This window comes from Shewanella sp. SG41-3, from assembly GCF_014164545.1.
Classification (GTDB): Bacteria; Pseudomonadota; Gammaproteobacteria; order Enterobacterales; family Shewanellaceae; genus Shewanella; species Shewanella vesiculosa.
Window position 1 is genome coordinate 280,164 of the sequence record NZ_JACJFJ010000001.1, and the last position, 20,753, is coordinate 300,916.

15 protein-coding genes are annotated in these 20,753 nt (G+C 41.1%); 8 read left to right on the forward strand and 7 right to left on the reverse strand.

Annotation, left to right across the window (positions count from 1 at the left end):
• Nucleotides 1-18: 18 nt before the first annotated feature.
• Together thrC and H5164_RS01285 are read left to right on the forward strand one after the other, a co-directional pair.
• Nucleotides 19-1,302, forward strand: coding sequence for a threonine synthase (gene thrC, locus H5164_RS01280; RefSeq protein ID WP_182754380.1), 1,284 nt, complete (start codon nucleotides 19-21; stop codon nucleotides 1,300-1,302).
• A 179-nt stretch (nucleotides 1,303-1,481) separates the two neighbouring features.
• A complete protein-coding gene (locus tag H5164_RS01285) occupies nucleotides 1,482-2,024 on the forward strand; it encodes a hemerythrin domain-containing protein (RefSeq protein WP_124017135.1) in 543 nt (180 codons plus the stop codon).
• 134 nt (nucleotides 2,025-2,158) lie between these two features.
• On the opposite strand, the gene H5164_RS01290 is transcribed toward H5164_RS01285, so the two are convergent.
• From H5164_RS01290 to H5164_RS01310, 5 genes are all read right to left on the reverse strand, one after another.
• Entirely contained in the window at nucleotides 2,159-2,344 is a 186-nt protein-coding gene (locus H5164_RS01290; RefSeq protein WP_124017136.1) for a DUF3545 family protein, read from the reverse strand.
• A 254-nt stretch (nucleotides 2,345-2,598) separates the two neighbouring features.
• Nucleotides 2,599-4,236: a glucose-6-phosphate isomerase gene (gene pgi, locus H5164_RS01295; RefSeq protein WP_182754383.1), complete on the reverse strand. Its 1,638-nt coding sequence runs from the start codon at nucleotides 4,234-4,236 to the stop codon at nucleotides 2,599-2,601.
• 15 nt (nucleotides 4,237-4,251) lie between these two features.
• Nucleotides 4,252-5,205 carry a transaldolase gene (gene tal, locus H5164_RS01300; RefSeq protein ID WP_124017138.1) on the reverse strand — a complete coding sequence of 318 codons (954 nt, stop codon included), beginning with the start codon at nucleotides 5,203-5,205 and terminating at the stop codon, nucleotides 4,252-4,254.
• 296 nt (nucleotides 5,206-5,501) lie between these two features.
• Nucleotides 5,502-6,620, reverse strand: coding sequence for an OmpA family protein (locus H5164_RS01305; RefSeq protein ID WP_165870136.1), 1,119 nt, complete (start codon nucleotides 6,618-6,620; stop codon nucleotides 5,502-5,504).
• Nucleotides 6,621-7,014: 394 nt separating this feature from the next.
• A complete protein-coding gene (locus H5164_RS01310; RefSeq protein WP_124017140.1) occupies nucleotides 7,015-9,381 on the reverse strand; it encodes a phosphoketolase family protein in 2,367 nt (788 codons plus the stop codon).
• Between the two features lie 521 nt (nucleotides 9,382-9,902).
• Here H5164_RS01310 and H5164_RS01315 point away from each other — a divergent pair.
• Nucleotides 9,903-11,339, forward strand: coding sequence for a sodium:alanine symporter family protein (locus tag H5164_RS01315; protein WP_124017221.1), 1,437 nt, complete (start codon nucleotides 9,903-9,905; stop codon nucleotides 11,337-11,339).
• 116 nt (nucleotides 11,340-11,455) lie between these two features.
• A complete protein-coding gene (gene yaaA / locus H5164_RS01320) occupies nucleotides 11,456-12,232 on the forward strand; it encodes a peroxide stress protein YaaA (protein ID WP_182698340.1) in 777 nt (258 codons plus the stop codon).
• 101 nt (nucleotides 12,233-12,333) lie between these two features.
• On the opposite strand, the gene H5164_RS01325 is transcribed toward yaaA, so the two are convergent.
• Nucleotides 12,334-13,779, reverse strand: a complete 1,446-nt coding sequence (locus H5164_RS01325) for a M28 family metallopeptidase (protein ID WP_182754386.1) — start codon at nucleotides 13,777-13,779, stop codon at nucleotides 12,334-12,336.
• Between the two features lie 133 nt (nucleotides 13,780-13,912).
• On the opposite strand from H5164_RS01325, the gene H5164_RS01330 reads away from it, so the two are divergent.
• The gene (locus H5164_RS01330; protein WP_124017143.1) at nucleotides 13,913-14,209 is read left to right on the forward strand and encodes a metalloregulator ArsR/SmtB family transcription factor; all 297 of its coding nucleotides are present in this window, start codon (nucleotides 13,913-13,915) and stop codon (nucleotides 14,207-14,209) included.
• 519 nt (nucleotides 14,210-14,728) lie between these two features.
• On the opposite strand, the gene rpsT is transcribed toward H5164_RS01330, so the two are convergent.
• Nucleotides 14,729-14,995 carry a 30S ribosomal protein S20 gene (gene rpsT, locus H5164_RS01335; RefSeq protein WP_124017144.1) on the reverse strand — a complete coding sequence of 89 codons (267 nt, stop codon included), beginning with the start codon at nucleotides 14,993-14,995 and terminating at the stop codon, nucleotides 14,729-14,731.
• A 258-nt stretch (nucleotides 14,996-15,253) separates the two neighbouring features.
• Between rpsT and murJ the strand changes: the two genes are divergently transcribed.
• The 3 genes from murJ to ileS all read left to right on the forward strand — a co-directional run bounded on the left by murJ (nucleotide 15,254) and on the right by ileS (nucleotide 20,741).
• Nucleotides 15,254-16,813: a murein biosynthesis integral membrane protein MurJ gene (murJ, locus tag H5164_RS01340; RefSeq protein ID WP_124017145.1), complete on the forward strand. Its 1,560-nt coding sequence runs from the start codon at nucleotides 15,254-15,256 to the stop codon at nucleotides 16,811-16,813.
• A gap of 136 nt (nucleotides 16,814-16,949) precedes the next feature.
• Nucleotides 16,950-17,885, forward strand: a complete 936-nt coding sequence (gene ribF, locus H5164_RS01345; protein WP_182754388.1) for a bifunctional riboflavin kinase/FAD synthetase — start codon at nucleotides 16,950-16,952, stop codon at nucleotides 17,883-17,885.
• Between the two features lie 33 nt (nucleotides 17,886-17,918).
• On the forward strand, nucleotides 17,919-20,741 hold the full coding sequence (ileS, locus tag H5164_RS01350) for an isoleucine--tRNA ligase (protein ID WP_182754391.1): 2,823 nt from the start codon (nucleotides 17,919-17,921) through the stop codon (nucleotides 20,739-20,741).
• Nucleotides 20,742-20,753: the final 12 nt, after the last annotated feature.

Consider the following 20,753-nt stretch of genomic DNA (forward strand, 5'->3'; position numbering starts at 1 on the left):
ATTTAAAAGGCAGTCGCAATGGAATTATATAACTTAAAACACCCATCGCAGGTAGTAAACTTCAGTCAAGCCGTCCAGCTTGGCTTAGGTAAAGACAGAGGATTATTTTTCCCGACATCGATTCCGGTGTTAGCCGATATGGATGCATTATTGGCGTTACCTTTTGCTGAGCGCAGTAAAAAAGTGTTGGGTGCATGGTTAGCCGATGAGTTGGGGCAGGACAGTGTAGATACACTGGTTGATAACGCATTTACCTTTGATGTGCCACTCGTTATGGTGGACGACAAGCGTGCTTGTTTAGAGCTTTTTCATGGCCCAACCTTAGCATTCAAAGATTTTGGTGCTCGATTTATGGCGCAATGCATCGGCTTACTTGCTGAAAACAAAAAACTGACTATTTTAACGGCGACATCCGGTGATACTGGTGCCGCAGTAGCGGATGCATTTTACGGTTTAGATAACGTCAACGTGATGGTGTTGTATCCCAAAGGTAAAATCAGTGAACTGCAAGAAAAAATGTTTACTACTTTAGGCCAAAATATCCATACTGTGGCGGTAACCTCTGACTTTGATGCGTGTCAGCATCTTGTAAAACAAGCATTTGATGACAGTAATATTCGCGAAGATTTAGCCTTAAATTCGGCGAACTCAATTAATATTAGCCGTTTGTTAGCCCAGATCTGTTATTACTTCGAAGCGGTAGCGCAAGCCAAGCAAGCTGGACAAGATGATATTGTATTGTCTGTACCCAGTGGTAACTTTGGTAATTTAACTGCAGGTTTATTTGCTAAAGCCATGGGCCTCCCCATTAAACGCTTTATTGCCGCCACTAACAGTAATGATACTGTACCGCGTTACCTTGTCGACGGAGAATGGCAGCCGCATAAAACAGTGGCAACCATGTCAAATGCTATGGATGTGTCTGAACCGAGTAACTGGCCTCGTGTTGAGGCTATTTGCGCGCAGATGGGGTGGCCGCTATCATTGGTTACTGGTGTTGCACTTTCAGAGTTTGATACTCGTGCCGCATTGCTTCAGTTATATCAGGCTGGTTATCAATCTGAGCCACATGCCGCTATCGCAGCCCATGCATTAACTCTAGGTCTGGAGGGTAACGAAACCGGTATATTTCTTGGTACTGCCCATCCTGCTAAGTTTAAGGATGTGGTTGACCGTGAGTTATCGATTAATTTGTCCTTGCCTCCTGAATTGGCTGCAGTTGCACAAAAAGATATCTTGTCAGCGCAGTTACCAGCAGACTTTGAACAGCTTAAGTCACATATGTTTGCAGTATTAAAATAGTTTTTTGCAATATCTAGCACCTTATATCGATCAGATCGCTACAAGGTGTTTTTTTATATTTCAATAATATGATCTTAATCATACCCCAAAAGCTTTATACCAGTGTAGATTAGTAAATAGTGCATTTTTGACTATTATTTAAACATTATCGTTTGGTAAATAGATTACGGGAGAAGACTATGTTGCAACGTTTAATGCACGACCATAAGCATATTGCTATTTTGTTGAATATTCTTTCCAATAAATTGACTCGATTGGCAGATGGCCAAGGAGTCAATTTTAATCTGGTTAGAGATATTGTTGAGTACATGCAGAGTTATGCAGAACACAGCCATCATCCTTTGGAAGACATTATTTTCGATTACTATAGTAATAAAACCGGCCAGGCAAATAGTGGCCAGTTGTATAATGAACATCACCGTTTAGCTGAAGCATCTAGCGCGTTAGTTTATAGCCTGAACATGATCTTATCTGATGTGGTGATTTCACGAGATCAACTTGTTAAAGATCTGCAAGAATATATCGAACTTCAAGAGAAGCATATGCAGTACGAAGAGCGGGATGTGTTTCCGAATTTTGTTAACGTGTTTGATGAAAAGGATTGGCAAAAAGTCACCGTATTATGTGAAAAACGCTTAATTGAAGACCCATTATTCAATGACAGCAATAAAACGGTTTTTGAAGATTTACGTGCCTATATTGAGCATGCAGACAATAAATAAAATGTTTTACTTTGATGAAGAGATATTGAAAGTTATCAATGTCTAATCTGACACGATTTTGTTAAACAAAAAGAGCGCATTAAGCGCTCTTTTAATTGATTTTATCGTTAGGCTTTAATGGTGATATAACCCAATTAAAGCACTAGTGTGTTAACATCAAAATCGAATGAATCATCAATATCTTGCAGTTCCCTAAGCAAACGCTGTTTATCCTTAATGGCTTCAATCTCACGCCATTTGCGTTTTTTAGGCGAACTTTTTGAGCGGCTTGGTCTTTCAACAACTTCGTCTAGCGCACCACCATAGTCTAATCGATCCATGGTAACCTCCCTTTTATTATGATGTCTCTGCAGATAAATATCATATAACAGCTATAGGATGCAACACTTGTGTTTCATTAGTGTTACATGTCAGCTGTTTTTTTATGCTTCATATTGATGTTTTTAGCTAGTGATTAACGATGTTAATAAATGATCAATAAATACATATCCTGAACATAAAAAAACACCCTCAAGACTATTGAGGGTGTTTTGATACAAAGGCTTTGTGGGCGAGCGTTAATTTGCCTCAGGCGTTAAAGCTTTCCCTGACGATAAAGGTTGATCAACGCATTACTTGATGAGTCTAATTGTGTTGCCTCTTCTTTCGCACCAATACGCTCCAATACATCATTACCTAGCTGCTTGCCGAGCTCCACTCCCCATTGATCAAATGAGTTGATTTGCCATATTGCACCTTGAACAAATGTTTTATGTTCATATAGCGCAATCAACGCGCCTAAGGTCGTTGGCGTCAGTTTATTCATTAATAAAGTATTACTGGGTTTGTTACCTGACATGACCTTATGTTTAGCAATAAGCGGTATTTGAGCCGCGTCTAATGGGCTATTACTCAGTTCTGCTAGTGCTTCATCATAAGTTCGGCCTTGCATTAACGCTTGAGTTTGTCCAAAGCAGTTTGATGCAAGTTGGTCATGATGCTCACCTAACGGATTATGGCTCTGAAGTGGCATGATAAAGTCCGCAGGGATCAGTGATGTTCCTTGATGCAGCAACTGGTGGTAAGCATGTTGTCCATTAGTACCTTCACCCCCCCAAATAACAGGACCCGTGCTGTAATCAACATCACTACCGTCTAAGGTGACTGATTTTCCATTACTTTCCATATCTAATTGCTGGAAATAAGCAGGCAGACCCCGTAGATAATGATCATAAGTCAAAATGACGTGTGCTTGAGCACCATGGAAGTTGCCATACAACACCGATAGCATTGCCATGATCACTGGCATATTTTGTTCGACAGGTGTATTGGAAAAATGCTCATCCATTTGATGTGCGCCATCCAGCAAGGCTTTAAAGTTATCCATGCTAATAAGTAGCGCAATAGGTAAACCAATCGCTGACCATAAAGAGTAGCGGCCGCCAACCCAGTCCCACATTGGGAATATGTTGCTAGCGTCCATACCAAACTCTGTTGCTTTAGTCACATTTGATGTCACGGCAACAAAGTGCTTAGCGACATCTTGTTGGCCTGCACCTTGGGCTAAAAACCAGTCTTTGGCGCTCAGAGTATTAGTGAGTGTCTCTTGGGTACTGAATGATTTCGATGACATCACAAACAAGGTTGTTTCAGCGTTGAGATTTTTTAGCTTTTCACAAATAGAGGTCGCATCAACATTGGCAACAAAATGACAGTTAAGTCCTTCTTGCCAATAGGGTCTTAGCGCTTGTGATACAATTTTGGGGCCAAGGAATGAACCTCCAATACCAATACTCACAATGTCAGTAATCGCTTTACCTGTATAACCTTTCCACTCCCCAGATTGAACAGAGCCAACAAATTTAGCCATTTTAGCTAATGTTTGTTGTATTTCAGGAACGATGTTCGCCCCTTCAGCCATGATAGTTTGAGTTGATTTACTGCGCAGTGCAGTATGTAATACCGAGCGTTGTTCAGTGTTGTTAATCACATCACCATTAAACATCGCGGTAATTTTATCACTCAGTTTTGCTTCTTTAGCGAGAGAGAATAGCAGCTTAAGTGTTTCATCGTTCACACGGTTTTTAGAATAATCTAAAAACAGACCACAAGCCGCAACGCTCATTTGTTCAAAACGTTGTGGGTTTTGGGCAAATAATTCGCGCATGTGAGGTAGTTGACTTGAATGCGTTTGTAGCGCTTTCCAAGTCGTGCTTTGAGTCAGTGTAGTCACGAGTAAAGCCTCCAACTAGCTTAATTTTGTCTTTAGCATAACTTCTAGTTTGCCTTGATCGATGGCAAAGTTACGAATTCCTTCAGCTAATTTATCCACAGCCATTGGATCTTCATTAAATGCCCAGCGGAACTGTGCTTCAGTGAGTGCTGCTGGAGCCGAATGTGTTGCTGCAGTTGCCACTAACTTTTCGCTGATTTCAATATCAGTATTCGCTAACTCTTCTAGTAACGCTGGGCCAATTGTTAGACGATCACAACCAGCAAGCTCAATAATTTCACCGATATTTCTGAAACTGGCACCCATTACAACAGTGTTATAGCCGTGCTGCTTGTAGTAGTTATATATCTCAGTAACAGAGACTACACCAGGATCGGTTTGTGCGGTGTAATCTTGACCTGTATCTTTTTTATACCAATCTAAGATTCGACCAACAAAAGGTGAAATCAAGTATACGCCAGCTTCGGCACAAGCTCTTGCTTGAGCAAAGCTAAATAGTAATGTTAGATTGCAGTTTATCCCTTCTTGTTCAAGTTCTTTTGCAGCGCAAATACCTTCCCAAGTTGAAGCTAGTTTTATCAGAATACGCGATTTGTCTATACCAGCGTCTTGGTATAATTTGATTAGCTTGTGCGCTTTGTCAATTGAGCCTTGTTTGTCAAATGATAAGCGTGCATCGACTTCCGTTGAGATACGGCCTGGTACTAGCTTTAAAATTTCAACACCAATATTGACAGCCAGTTTATCACCAGCATCTTCGATCTGTTGTTCAACATTTTGGCTTTGGGTTTTTGCCCATTCAATTGCATTTTCGATAAGAAAAGCGTATTCAGGGATTTGTGAGGCTTTCAAGATTAGCGACGGGTTAGTTGTGGCATCTTCAGGCTGATAACGCTTAATTGCCTCTATGTCGCCAGTATCAGCAACGATGGTAGTGAATGATTTGAGTTGCGCGAGTGCATTGGCCATGGAAATTTCCTCTCGATAAGCAATGAAAATAGATCAATGCCTTTATTAGAAGCGATTTTAGGGATTATTCCAACTTTATTTGTAAAAAAATTACCAAATTTTCCGTTATTTTCGCTTATTTAAAGCCATTATTGTCGTTAAATAGACAGAATTGGTTAGTTTATACGGTGCAGAGTTCCAATTCTATTACCTGAATGTCAGTGTCAGCCACTGTTGTAAGGCTTATTAGGTTGTTCTTAAAATAAAAAAGCCGCTGCAAGCAGCGACTTTTAAAGTATAGCGTATCAATATTACAATTAACGTAATACTGCGCGTTTTTCGGTACCCGTCACGATAGCTTCGATACGACGGTTAACACGGTTAGCTTCAGCTGAGCTACCTTGCATAACAGGTTGAGTGATACCGTAACCAACAGCATTGATTCTGCTTTTGCTAATGCCATACTTTGTGTTCAGTGCATTTGCAACCGCTACAGCACGACGCTCAGAAAGCTTCATGTTGTATTCTGCTTTACCTACGTTAGACGCATGGCCTCCGATAGATACAGTATGTTGTGGGTATTTGTTCATGAAATCTGCTAGTTTTTCTAAATCAGCAAATGAGCCTGCACGGATCTCTGCTGAGTCATTAGCAAACAAAATACCACCTAAGTCATGCTTAGTGGTGATGTTTTCATAAACAGTACAACCTGTAGCATCAACTTTGTGTGTTAAAGGAGTATTTGGACATTTGTCCATGTTATCTTTAACACCATCTTTGTCAGCATCACCAGGTGTTACAGCAACAATTGGAGCCACTACTGGAGCAACAACTGCAGCAGGAGCGCTAGTACCAAAACGATAACTTAGCTCAAGACCCCAGTAGTTACTTTCCATTGAAAGTGTATTCCACTTTTCTTCGTCAAGGTTTTCATAACGACGGTATTTAGCTTGTAACTTTAGGTTATCAGTAAAGTTATAACCAACACCAGCACCTAAATATGGTGCAATACCGCTATCACTGTAATATTCAGTGTTGTACTCTTTTTTGTTGGAGATTAAGTAGTTTAATGCACCGGCTTCAGCAGATAAACTCCACTTGTCAGCTAATGGGTAAAAACCAACAAAACCTAATGACATACCACGAACACCAACATCATTACGTTTGTTTGAATAATCAGTCCATTCAGCGCGGCCAAGGTCACGATAACCTAATTCAATTCCGACATATTCGTTAAATAAATAACCACCAAATACATCCCAAGCATATGGGTCATCTTCACCACACACTTTCATGGTTTTTTGGTCACAGTTTGGTTCATAGTTATTGACGCCTAAACCACCACCAACGTACCAAGGTGTTAATTCTTGAGCAGCTGATGCAGCGAAAGGCAACATAGATGTGAGTAATACTACTTTTAATGTGTTCTTCATCATATTTTTATAGTCCATTGTTATTTTACTCCACCAAATATGCATGTAACGGAGTTGTTATCTTCATGCATTGCTGACGCTTAATGTGGTGTTCCTTTGTATTTTAGTCAGCGGCGCAAGTATGGGTGGTAATTAGATGTTTTTCCATAGTAAAAAAGATTAATTTTTGGTAATGGTCGGTAAAATACCAGTGAAATAAAATTGAAGCGACATAGAAAAAGTAAGTAAAATCATAAGCTAAGTGTGATTGTTTTATTTTGGCATTGATTGGGGAGTAATTGTGAATATAGTACTGATTTTTAATGTTTTTGCTTTTTATGCCTCTAATGAGCATATTTGGGGGGTGAAAATAAAAATACGCCCAGAAGGCGTATTTTTGGTCTAATAATAAGTTAGTTTAACGAGTCCATACCCAGTTTTCGATTTCTTCTGGATCCACACCATTGGCTTTGATGTAGTTCTTATGGTCAACTAATCGTTGCAACATATCTGTGGTGATGGTCACATGTTGTGTTTCATCAATCACACCTTGCTGGAATAATTTGTAAGCCATATCGATCACTAAGTGATAGCGAGATGTACCGTTACGCACTCCCATATCAAATGGTGTCGTCGTTGAACCTTCTTCTTCATAACCTTTAATACGGAAACGACGGTTACCTTTATAATCAAAGACCAATTTCTTGATGGTATTTGGATAACCATGGTAATTAAATACCACACCTTTATCTTGGGTAAATACTTCATCCATCATCCAAGGTTTGCTTTGAAATTCAAGGCTGCCTAAACCGCTACTGTGAAGTTCTGACACGCTGACAAAACGGATACGTACTCTTGGTAGTATTTCACGAATGAGAACTAAAGAAGCCATACATTCTTGAGTTGCATAATCACCACAACCAGCTAATACCACATCAGGATTGGTATCTGAGGCGAAATCCCATACCATCATGCCATCTTTAGCTTGTTGACGAGCTTCAGCTAAAGATAACCATTGAGGTAAAGATTTTTTACCTGCAACAATAATATTCAGTTTGTCTCTGTCAGCATAAGCTTTTTCGGTATATACCAAGGTGCTGTTTGCATCTGCTGGCAAGTAAGCAGAGATAATTTCTGGGTGCTTCTCTAACATTGCGCCTAGGAATGATGGGTTCTGATGAGAGTAACCGTTGTGATCTTGACGTTCTAATAACGATGACAATACTACGTTACATGCTGGAATTGGCTTACGGAAATGGATCCCTTGGCTGGCATGGACATATTTACAGTATTGGTCAGCCATTGATGACACTACCTGAGAAAAAGATTCATAAGTAGGGAACATACCGTGACGGCCGGTTACTGTGTAGCCATGTAACATACCAAATAACAAGTTTTCAGATAACAACTCAATCACGCGGCCATCGCGCGACATATCTTGGTCCCAGCTTTCTATAGGCCATTGCCATGAACGATCTGTTTCTTCAAATACAGCTTGTAACTGATTTGAATAAGTTTCATCTGGACTGAAAATACGCAGATTGCGTTGATCGCGGTTCAGTTTGAATGCATCACGCATCCATTCTCCCATTTTTAACATTGAAAAACCACGATGGCCACGAGGTGTTTCAGCACCATAACCCAGTTTGCTTAAATCTGGATTCGTTAAAGCGCGAACCACTTCACCGCCATAACTTAAACGTTGGCGACCACAGCATAAATCCTTTGGTGGCATTAATGACATGATGTCTTTATCAAATATCAGTTCGCCGCTTTCAGTCGTTTGTACTAGCTCATCAAACTTATAGCTGGCTAACCATGTATTGAGTGCTTCTAAATGGCCTTTATCTTTAGCACAGTTGCTGACAATCACTTGATGAGATTCACAGTTACCGGCTAATTTTTTGCCATCATATTCAGCTGTACCCGTCCAGCCTTTAGCTGTTCTCATTAAAATAACTGGCCAACGAGGTTTTACAACGTCTTCACCAGAACGAGCGCGACGTTGAATGTCCGTGATCATCTCATAAGACAAGTCCATTGCCGCTGTCATTTGTTCAAAGATGTCCGTTTCCATTTCATCATCAACTATGATGGGGTGATAACCAAGGCCACGGAATTCGAGATCCAGTTCTTCATGGCTCATGCGGCCCATACGGGTTGGACCTGAGATCTTATAACCGTTAATATGGACGATTGGTAGAACTGCACCGTTATGCTCAGGAGAGACTAAACGGTTAGCATACCAAGATGCTGCTAATGGGCCGGTTTCCGCTTCACCGTCACCGATCAAACAAGCGGCAATAAGATTTGGGTTATCTAATACAGAGCCCCAAGCGACAGAAAGTGAATAACCAAGCTCACCACCTTCTAATATTTGGCCAGGAGCTTCTGGGTTTGCATGTGATGGATAGCCGTAGGCTGCTGAGAATTTTTTACAGATATCTTCGATACCTGTTTCTGTGAATGGAATGGTCTCAGGATAGAAATGACTAAGTGAACCTTCAACAAATAAGTTAGCTTGCACAGCTGGGAAACCGTGGCCAGGACCAACAAGGTAAATGAATTCACGCTTATGCTTAACAATAAGACGGTTAACGTTCGCGTAGACAAAGTTAATACCAGGACATGTTCCCCAGTGACCGAGTAGACGAGGTTTGATATCTGTATGTTGTAACGGACGCTTAAAAAGTACGTTTTGTTTCAGATAAATCTGCGATGTCGCAAGGAAGTTCGTTGCTCTTACGTATTTTTTTAGCGCGATGATTTCATTTGGGTTAGTCATAGTGACCTCTATTAAAAGTGAAAAACTTATTTAACCTTCTTTGAGAACACTGTATCTGTAATTTAGTTACAATAATGTGGCCTTTATCTAATTTCTGAGTAATGAGGTTTGGTTTCGATCGCATTTATTGTTGATTTGTCGCTAATTACTTGAAATTTAATAACGATTCAAATGCTTTTTAAACATAGAGCATTAATAGTAGAAATGATAAAGTGTGACTGAGATCACTTGTTAATTTTTGTTTTGTTGATGTTATTGCAACGTTTCATTTACTTAATCGATGTGTATGCTAGGTAACGTAGCTTTAGCATTCGTAGTCCTGAGTGATCAATACCTATTAATCCACGACCATAACCTTTTATAATGGCGACTTTATATAGGTACTTTTATTAGTATTACCGTTTTACACATAGCAGCTTGCACATGACGTGCTTGGTCTGTGCCTTATGTGTTTTATATTCAGTGCAATGGCCTGATACAGAAAAATAACCTTATAACGGGGAAGATTAGACAATATGGCAATGTTAGAGACGATTGTTAATTTCATGAATAGCTTGCTTTGGGGCAAATTATTGGTTTATGGGTTGGTGGGAGCAGGGTTATTTTTTACTATTCGTCTTGGTTTTATTCAAATTACCCATTTTGTGCACGGTATTAAAGTACTCGCGATAAGCCGCCGTCCAGGTAAGCATGGCTTATCATCATTTCAAGTTTTTTGTACCAGTATGGCTGCACGTGTCGGAGCTGGTAATATGGCTGGTGTCGCGGTTGCAATTGGAACAGCAGGGCCAGGTGCCGTGTTTTGGATGTGGGCTATAGCAGTATTGGGTATGGCTACTGCGATGATAGAGTCGACTCTTGCTCAGGTTTATAAAGTCAAAGATGGTGATGGTCAATACCGTGGCGGTCCAGCTTATTATATGGAGAAAGGCCTTGGTCAGCGTTGGATGGGCGTGGTTTTTTCTATCTTCCTAATTTTAGCATTTGGTCTTGTATTTAATGCTGTTCAAGCCAATACCATAACAGGTGCAATGACTCAAGTTTTTGGTTTTGAACCACTATATATCGGTATTGGTATTGTTATCTGCAGTGCGTTTGTCATTGTAGGTGGCCTTAAAAAAGTTGCTAAAGCATCTGAGCTCATTGTACCTGTCATGGCGATTGCTTATATTGCTATAGCATTTGTTGTTGTTGGGATGAATATTGAGAAGTTACCTGACATATTCATGTTAGTTATTAACAGTGCATTTGGTTGGCAAGAAGCCGCTGCTGGTGGTGTTGCTTATAGTGTTGCTCAAGCAATGCAAGCCGGTATTGCTCGAGGATTATTTTCAAACGAAGCCGGTATGGGAAGTGCAGCAAACGTGGCTGCCAGCGCATCTCCAAATCCTAATCACCCTGCATCGCAAGGTTTTGTGCAAATGATGGGTGTATTTGTCGATACTATTGTTATTTGTACTGCAACGGCTGCAATTATTTTATTGTCTGGTGATGCAGCATCTAGCTCAGATGGCATTGCGAAAACGATTAGTGCACTTACCAGCCATGTGGGTGATTGGGGGGGAGCATTTATTGCCTTTGCCATTTTACTTTTCTGCTTTACGTCTATTATTGCGAACTATTCTTACGCAGAAACTAATGTCATGTTCCTGTCTGGTAATAGTAAAAAAGCTTTGCCTATATTTCGCGTAGTTGTTTTAGGTATGGTGATGTTCGGTTCACTGGCTAAAATCAGTCTAGTATGGGATTTAGCCGATGTATCAATGGGATTAATGGCTATTGTTAATATTGTGGCCTTATTGTTGTTGTCTGGCCTAGCGATTCGAGTTATTAACGACTATCGGGAACAGATTGATGCGGGTATCGATCCAGTATTTGATACCAGTAAATTTCCAGAGTTAGCCGATCAATTAGAAGAAAAAATTTGGCCTAATTCTTCAGAGCCTATAAAGAAATAAACTCGGGTATAGAGTGTTTACTCGAATAGCTCAATCGAAAAAACCATGCTAATGCGGCATGGTTTTTTTATATCAGTTCAGTATGATGACGTTATGATTTTATCCGGAGCTTACTTATGTTGGTTTTAGTTTCACCTGCGAAAACATTAGATTTCGAACATTCACCTATTTCTAATACCCATACTCAGCCGCGCTTTTTAAAACAAAGCCAAGCGTTGATTGATGTTTGCCGTGAATTAACTCCCATGGATATTGCCAGCTTGATGAAGGTGAGTGATAAAATAGCAGGGCTGAATGCCGCTCGGTTTGCTGATTGGCAGCCACCGTTTACCTTAGATAATGCTAAGCAGGCCATTTTTGCCTTTAGAGGAGATGTGTATACAGGCTTTGATGCAGATAATTTATCTGAGTCACAAATGGCTTCTAGTCAAAAACATTTACGTATTTTATCTGGTTTGTATGGCTTACTTAAACCACTAGATTTAATCCAACCGTATCGCTTAGAAATGGGCACTAAACTGGCAAACCCTGAAGGTAATAACTTGTATGCTTTCTGGGGAGAAACGATTACAGAAGCTGTTAATCAAGCATTGAAAGAGCAGGGCGATGATATCATTGTTAACTTAGCCTCTAATGAGTACTTTAAGTCTGTCAAAGTAAAACAACTTCAAGGTCAGCTAATTACCCCTGTGTTTAAAGACTGCAAAAAGGGCCAATTTAAAGTGATTAGTTTTTATGCCAAAAAAGCTCGTGGTTTGATGGCGCGCTATATTATTGATACTAATCCCACTTCTGTTAAGCAATTAACTGAGTTTGATCTTGAAGGCTATTACTACAGCGAAGCGCAGTCGACTCCCACAGAGCCTGTATTTTTACGCGCCGAACAAAAGTAAAACTTTAAGTCCATAGCCTTAGCCAATAAAAAAGCCCTTAAACAAGGGCTTTTTAGTCATCAAATTCTGAGCTCAATTGAACTTAATAGCGCTACAACTCGCTAGTGTTGGTCTTTTTGCTCGGTAACAGGTCTTAAATCAATTTCCGATTGTGCCATCATGTAGGCAAATTGGACATAAGCTGCTGCACTTTGTGCCAGTTTCTTAGGATCAATTTTATCTAATGTATCATTCGGCGTGTGGTGATAATCAAAGTAGTCTGTGCCATCTTGGTTCAATGAAGCAACCGGTACACCTAATGCGGGTAGCATCGACACATCCGGTCCGCCTGAAGCGTTATTATTGCCAAGCTCAACCCCATTAAGTGTTATGGCAGAGTGTTGTTGTTTCACTTGCTCGAATGTGGCGGGGTTAACATTAAAATCAATTTTATAAATAGGTCCTGCACCAAAATCAGATTCCGCCGCAATATAATGCTTGCCTAACTCATCAGCATGTTGCGCTGCATAGGCTTTACCACCAACTAAACCCACTTCTTCAGCTGCGTATAATACCACTCGAATAGTACGTGCAGGTTTTTGCGGTAAGTCTTGAATGAGTTTAGCTGCGGTGGTAACAATCGCCACACCCGCACCATCATCAATTGCACCTGTGCCTTCATCCCACGAATCAAGATGAGCACCGATAAGAACGATTTCATCTGGTTTACTGCTTCCAGTGACTTCGGCTATAACATTATAAGATGTCGCAATACCTAAATTTTCTGAGGTCATATTCAGTGATAGGGTGATGTTAGGATTACGCTTTAACATGGCATTAATCAAATCTGCATCAGGGTTAGACATTGCTGCGGCAGGAATTTTAGGCGTTCCTTCTTCGTAACGCATCATTCCTGTGTGTGCCATTCTGTCATGATCTGTGCCAATGGAACGGATAACAATTGCTAAGGCTCCTTTTTGGGCCGCAACAATGGCTCCTCGAGAGCGGCCACCAACAGCCTCGCCATAACCTTTACCAGTAATGTGGCGTTCAGTTTTACGGTCAATAAACACTATTTTGCCTTCAATGCGCCCCGGCGATGCATTGGATAACTCTTCTAAACTGTCAAAGCGTACAATCTGTGCTTGAATTCCGTTAACTGGGGTTGCAACACTGCCACCTAAGGCTGTCACGACTAAAGGTTGCTCATAAGGCGCTACGATACTCGCGTGTGCGCTGCCTCTAGACCAAGCGGGAACTTGAACCGATTCTTTATATACTTTATCAAATCCGAGCGACCACAGTTTTTCCATCGCCCAATCAACGGCCATGATGTCTTTGTCTGTACCCGCTAATCTTGGACCTACTTCTACGGTAAGCGATTCAACAATGTCATAACTTAAACGTGATGATAAAGCTTGCTTAGCCAATTGTTGACTGATTTTGGCATCATCTGAATTATTGATAACTAAACTGGCATCACTCATTTTAGTGGATACGGGGGTTTGACACCCGAGTAGAGTGGTAAATATGGCTCCGACGAGTGTTGCTCTTTGATAGTTTTTCATGAGTTTCCTTTGATTATTTTAGCTAAGTCTCATTTTTTACAACAATCTACCAAAAAGTGTGCTTTATGTCCCGACTCTATTTGTAAGGGAACGCTATATTAGTGCGGGGTTAGATGAAGGAGAAGAGCGCGTGATGGATATAGATAAAATGCAACAGCAAGCAGATCATGCGGTCGTATTGCTAAAAGCATTAGCAAATGAACGTAGACTGTTTATTTTGTGTCATCTTCTTAATGAAGGTGAAATGTGTGTTGGTGAAATGAATAAGAAGTTGGGGTTAAGTCAATCAGCTTTATCTCAACATTTGGCATGGCTTCGTAAAGACAAATTAGTCTGTACTAGGAAAGAGGCGCAAACCGTTTTTTATTCGTTAAAAAGTGACGAGGTAAAAGAGTTAATTCAAGTATTAAATAATATGTATTGTTATTAAACTGACTCCGCAAACGTCTTAACGGGCACATCTTATTTATTGATGTCTTAGTTAAGACGTTTAGTTTTTGCTACTAGTATGATGCTTTACTCTTTAACATCAATCGAATACTGCCTTTTCTTACAAGCCTTATATTCTATAGCATGATGATTACTACCATTGATTATCGTTATCAATGAGATCAAATCAATTATCTCGTACTCCAATAATTCAATATCTTTGCAGTATTTAGCGTTGCTATTTACCATCTGTTATCCGTTCAATGAGCCTGTATATCATTTTTTTTGAGAGCGCTTAGGTCTATGTGTCTGTTAGATCTGTTAGAAATGAGTAAATCAATTTACCGCTAAACAATGAGTGGTTATTTTTAGATAAGTGTTAAAGAGGCTGCGGATACTCATGGTGAGCGATTGTATTAATTGAGGAGTGTTAAATTATCATAAGGAAAAACAAGCGGGTAAAATGTAGATATAAAAAAACCGGCCTAAGCCGGTTTTTGGAAACTTAAACCACAAAAAACTAAGCTGCAATAGCTTTGATCTTTGCGTTTAAGCGTGCCTTCTGACGAGCGGCTTTATTCTTGTGAATAAGACCTTTAGTCGCCATACGGTCAACAATTGGTTGTGCAGTAGCGAATGCTTCTGTAGCCGCTTTATGGTCACCACTTTTGATAGCAGCGATGACTTTTTTAACGTATGTACGTAACATAGAGCGACGGCTAGCGTTATGCTGGCGACGCTTTTCAGACTGAAGCGCGCGCTTCTTTGCAGACTTGCTATTAGCCAAGGTGCAACTCCTAAAAACTGGATTTGATACTTTTAAGGCCGAGGAATATGCCTGCTTTTTGTCGCCTTGTCAACGACTACAGCTGAATAATCATCATAAAGATAAATTAATCCAACCTAGCATGCCAAACTTCAACCCAACTCGTGTAATATGTGGCGCAATTCTACCAGCTCTTTGGTCTGTGTGACAGGGTTAGAATAGAATATTTGTTATAAATCCCATTAATTTCTTAGAAGTAACCACGTTTCAGGGGGCTGTTTGAGCAAAAAATTATTTAAATCAGGTCTAATAGTTAGTGTTATGACATTGATTTCTCGAGTATTAGGCTTGGTCCGTGATGTGGTTATTGCGAATCTTATGGGAGCCGGTAGTAGTGCTGATGTGTTCTTTTTTGCTAATAAAATCCCTAATTTTTTAAGACGTTTATTTGCTGAAGGTGCTTTTGCACAGGCGTTCGTGCCGGTACTGACTGAGTATCAGGAAAAAATGACTCCAGAAGATACTCGTGAGTTGTTAAGTAAGGTTGCAGGTACCTTAGGGGTACTGGTTACGATTGTAACCTTAGTTGGCGTTGTGTGTTCACCAGTGCTTGCAGCACTTTTTGGCGGTGGCTGGTTTGTCGATTGGCTAAATGATGGCCCTAATGCTGAAAAGTTTGAACTTGCTTCAGTGATGTTAAAAATTACCTTCCCGTATTTATGGTTTATTACCTTCACTGCATTAGCGGGCTCAATTCTCAATACTCGCGGACGCTTTGCTGTGTCAGCGTTTACGCCGGTCTTCTTAAATGTGGCCATCATTACCGTGGCTTTATGGTATGCACATACGTTAGAAAATCCTGAGATTGGCTTAGCTTGGGGGGTATTTTTTGGCGGCCTTATTCAATTTTTGTTCCAAATCCCATTTTTGATCCGTGAGAAAGCGCTCGTTAAACCTTCATGGGGATGGAATCATCCTGGCGTAGTGAAAATCAGAACTTTGATGATCCCTGCATTATTCGGGGTGTCGGTATCACAAATCAATTTATTGTTTGACACTTTTATTGCCAGTTTTTTGATGACAGGGTCGATAAGTTGGCTCTACTACGCCGATCGACTATTGGAGTTTCCTTTAGGCTTATTTGGTATTGCGATCGCGACTGTTATTCTCCCTGCACTGTCACAAAAACATGTGAATGCCGAAGGCAGTGGCTTTAATCACACTATGGATTGGGGGGTTAAAGCCATTTTGCTACTGGGGACTCCGGCTATGTTAGGATTAATCGTTCTGGCTAAACCCATGTTAATGGTGCTGTTTATGCGAGGTGCATTTAGCGTTAATGACGTTGAAATGGCATCGTACAGCTTGGTTGCATACGGTTGTGGTTTATTAAGTTTTATGATGATTAAAGTGTTAGCGCCGGGATACTATTCGCGCCAAGATACTAAAACACCGGTTAAATATGGCATCATTGCCATGGTGAGTAATATGGCCTTTAACCTTATTTTTGCGATTCCATTTGGTTATGTGGGGTTAGCTATTGCGACATCAATGTCTGCGTTGTTGAATGCTGGCTTGTTATACAGGGGTTTGCATAAGGCGGGCGTTTATCAAATGAGCCGACAAACCTTGTTTTTTTCATTTAAAGTGATCATTTCTACAGCATTGATGACTATTGCACTTGTGTATTTTATGCCACAACAAAGCATATGGCTTGAATGGCACACTTTTGAGCGGATGTTTATGTTAATTGAGCTTATTGTTGGCGGCGCAGTTATTTATCTGTTGAGTTTGCTTGTGTTGGGTGTTCGACCTTGGAAAATTAAACGTCAGAGATAAATTATCCTATTCGAATGGCAGGGCGAGTATCGGCAGAATATCCTAAATCGGCTGTAATAATCTCAGGTTGAAACTCGCATCTGACATTGGTTTGGGTATATAATCTGCCGATTTGCAATAGGCAGTATTGAGCGTAATGGAATTAATCCGCGGTATACACAATATTTTACCTTCTCATCATGGTTGTGTTTTGACCATTGGGAATTTTGATGGTGTCCATCGTGGCCATGCGCAAGTGATCAGTAGCTTGGTGAGTAAAGCGCATCACTTTCAATTACCCGCAACGTTAATGACGTTTGAGCCTCAACCGCAAGAACGCTTCCGAGGTGCTGATGCACCGGCTCGACTTAGTCTCCTTCGTGATAAAATGAGGTTACTAGACGAGCTGAAGATTGATCGACTACTTTGTATCAATTTTACTGAAGCTTTTGCTAATCAACCTGCTGAAGCCTTTATTGAAGAGTTATTAGTTAATAAGCTTGGCGTTAAATATTTGGTTGTTGGTGATGATTTTTGCTTTGGTAAACGTCGTTTAGGTAATTTCGAAATGCTTGTTGCAGCGGGTAAGAAATTTGGCTTTACCGTTGTCAGTACCCAAAGTTTTGTTGTTGGCTCGTCGCGAGTAAGCTCTACTGCGGTAAGAGAGCAACTGGCGTTAGGGAACTTGGAGCAAGCAAGGCGTTTACTTGGCCATCCTTTCATTTTAAGTGGTAAGGTTGCTCACGGACAAAAATTAGGCCGTACGATCGGTTTTCCAACCGCTAACATCGCGTTAAAGCGACATGTGGTACCGATTCGAGGCGTCTTTGCCGTTCGTTTGTACTGGGATGGCAGTGATATATATGATGGAGTGGCTAATGTGGGCTTCAGACCCACTGTTAATGGTCAAACCTGCAGATTAGAAGTCCATTTGTTTGATTTTACCGGTGATTTATACGGTAAACGAGTGGAAGTAGAACTAGTGGCAAAGATCCGTGATGAACAACCTTTTGAGTCATTGGACGCGCTAAAAAAACAGATTTTAAATGATGCAAATGAAGCTCGCGCTTTATTTAGCAACGATGCTAGCTGAAATGAATCAGCTTTAAATAATGGTATGGGATCAATGAGCGACTATAAATTTACTTTGAATTTGCCGGAAACAGAGTTTCCGATGCGCGGTAATTTGGCAAATCGCGAGCCAGAAATGTTAAATAGCTGGACGCAAGATGGACTGTATCAACAGATCCGTGAAAGCCGTATCGGCCGTAAACCTTTCATTCTGCACGATGGCCCTCCATACGCCAATGGCAGCATTCATATTGGTCACTCTGTAAACAAAATTCTTAAAGACATCATTATTAAGTCAAAAACCATGTCTGGTTTTGACGCGCCTTATATTCCTGGGTGGGATTGTCATGGACTACCCATTGAGCTAAAAGTTGAGCAAAAAGTCGGTAAGCCTGGCGTCAAAATTTCTGCGGCAGAGTTTCGTGAAGAATGTCGTAAATATGCCGCTATTCAAGTTGAAGGTCAGCGTGATGACTTCATTCGTTTAGGTGTATTAGGTGATTGGCAAAACCCATATCTCACAATGGATTTTTCAACTGAAGCAAATATCGTTCGTTCATTGGCAAAAGTAATTGATAGCGGTCATTTGCACAAAGGTGTCAAACCTGTGCATTGGTGTACCGATTGTGGTTCAGCGCTAGCTGAAGCAGAAGTTGAATACGAAGATAAAACATCGCCAGCCATCGACGTGGCTTTTGTGGCAGTTGATAGCCAAGCAGTTGCAGCTAAATTTGGCGTTGAAAATTATGCTAAACCAGTGGCCATGGCTATTTGGACTACAACTCCTTGGACGATTCCTGCTAACCGTGCGTTAGCATTAAGCCCTGAGCTAGATTATAGCTTGGTGGAATTTGTTAAAGACGGCAAAACCACCACATTGATTTTGGCCCAAGTTTTAGTCGAGTCTTGCCTTGAGCGTTACGCTGCAGAGTCACACGTCATTTTAGGTGAAGTAAAGGGCGCTGAGCTTGAGTTAATGCGTTTTAGCCACCCATTTTATGCGTTCGATGTGCCAGCCATTTTAGGCGATCACGTTACGACTGACGCGGGTACCGGTATTGTACATACCGCACCAGGGCATGGTCAGGACGATTTTATTGTTGGTCAAAAATACGGTTTAGAAGTGGCAAACCCCGTTGGCGATAATGGGGTTTATAAAGCTGATACTGAATTTTTTGCCGGTCAGCATGTCTTTAAAGCCAACGCCAATGTGGTTGCGCTGTTAGAAGAAAAAGGCGCGTTATTGCTGCATGTTGCTTATCGTCATAGTTATCCACATTGCTGGCGCCACAAAACACCGATTATTTTCCGTGCTACGCCACAGTGGTTTATCTCTATGGATAACCATGGTTTACGCTCGCAAGCATTAAAAGAAATTGAGCAAACCAAGTGGATCCCTGATTGGGGTCAAAGCCGTATCGAAAAAATGGTTGAAAATCGTCCCGACTGGTGTATCTCTCGTCAGCGTACTTGGGGCGTACCGATCACCTTATTTGTTCACCGTGAAACCGATGAATTGCATCCAGACAGTGTTTCACTAATGGAACGTGTCGCGCATCGCATTGAACAACAGGGTATTCAAGCTTGGTGGGATTTAGATGCCAGTGAGTTACTCGGGGATGAAGCAGATCAGTATCGTAAAGTGACTGACACATTAGATGTATGGTTTGACTCAGGTTCATCATTCTCATCTGTTGTTGCTGCACGCCCAGAGTTTCATGGTCATGACGTTGATTTGTATTTAGAAGGGAGCGATCAGCATCGCGGTTGGTTTATGTCATCATTGATGATTTCAACGGCGATGAATGGTACAGCACCTTATAAGCAAGTGCTGACTCATGGTTTTACCGTTGATGGTAAAGGTCGTAAGATGTCAAAATCTGTTGGTAACGTGATAGCGCCACTACAAGTGATCAATAAGCTTGGGGCTGACATTTTACGCTTATGGGTTGCCGCGACTGATTACAGTGGCGAAATGACCGTATCTGATGAAATTTTAAATCGTAGTGCTGACGCATATCGTCGTATTCGTAATACAGCTCGTTTCTTGTTAGCGAATCTAAATGGTTTTAACCCAGAAACAGACATGATTGCCTCGGAAGACATGGTCGCATTAGATCGTTGGGTTGTTCGCCGTGCAGCGGTACTGCAACAAGAAATTATCGAAGCGTATGATCAATACAACTTCCACCAAGTGACCCAAAAATTGATGCAGTTCTGCTCTGTTGAGCTAGGCAGTTTTTATCTTGATATTATTAAAGATCGCCAGTACACCGCGAAGCAAGAAGGTCATGCTCGTCGTAGTTGTCAATCTGCGCTTTATCATATTGCCGAAGCTATGGTTCGTTGGATGACGCCAATCTTAAGCTTTACCGCCGACGAAGTTTGGCAGCAGCTACCAGGTAAGCGTGAAAAGTATGTGTTTACTCAAGAATGGTATCAAGGCCTAGAAGCGGTAACGCTTGACAGTGATTTAAGTGATGAGTACTGGGAAAAACTATTAACTGTCCGTAACGAAGTTAACAAAGTGCTTGAGCAAGCGCGTCGTGACAAGCGTATTGGTGGTTCATTAGAAGCTGAAGTTACATTGTTTGCTGATGCTGATTTAGCGGCTGAACTCGCCAAGGTGGGTGATGAGTTGCGTTTTATTCTTATTACTTCAAAAGCGGCCGTGGCGGATATGTCGCAAGCGGGTGATGACGCCATCGAAACAGAATTAAGCTCACTTAAGCTAGTGGTAGCCAAAAGTTCGGCAGAGAAGTGCGAGCGTTGCTGGCACTATCGTGAAGAAGTTGGCACCATTGAATCTCACCCAACATTGTGTCAACGCTGTGTGACCAATATTGAAGGTGAAGGCGAACAACGCAATTTTGCTTAAGGAAGTAACACA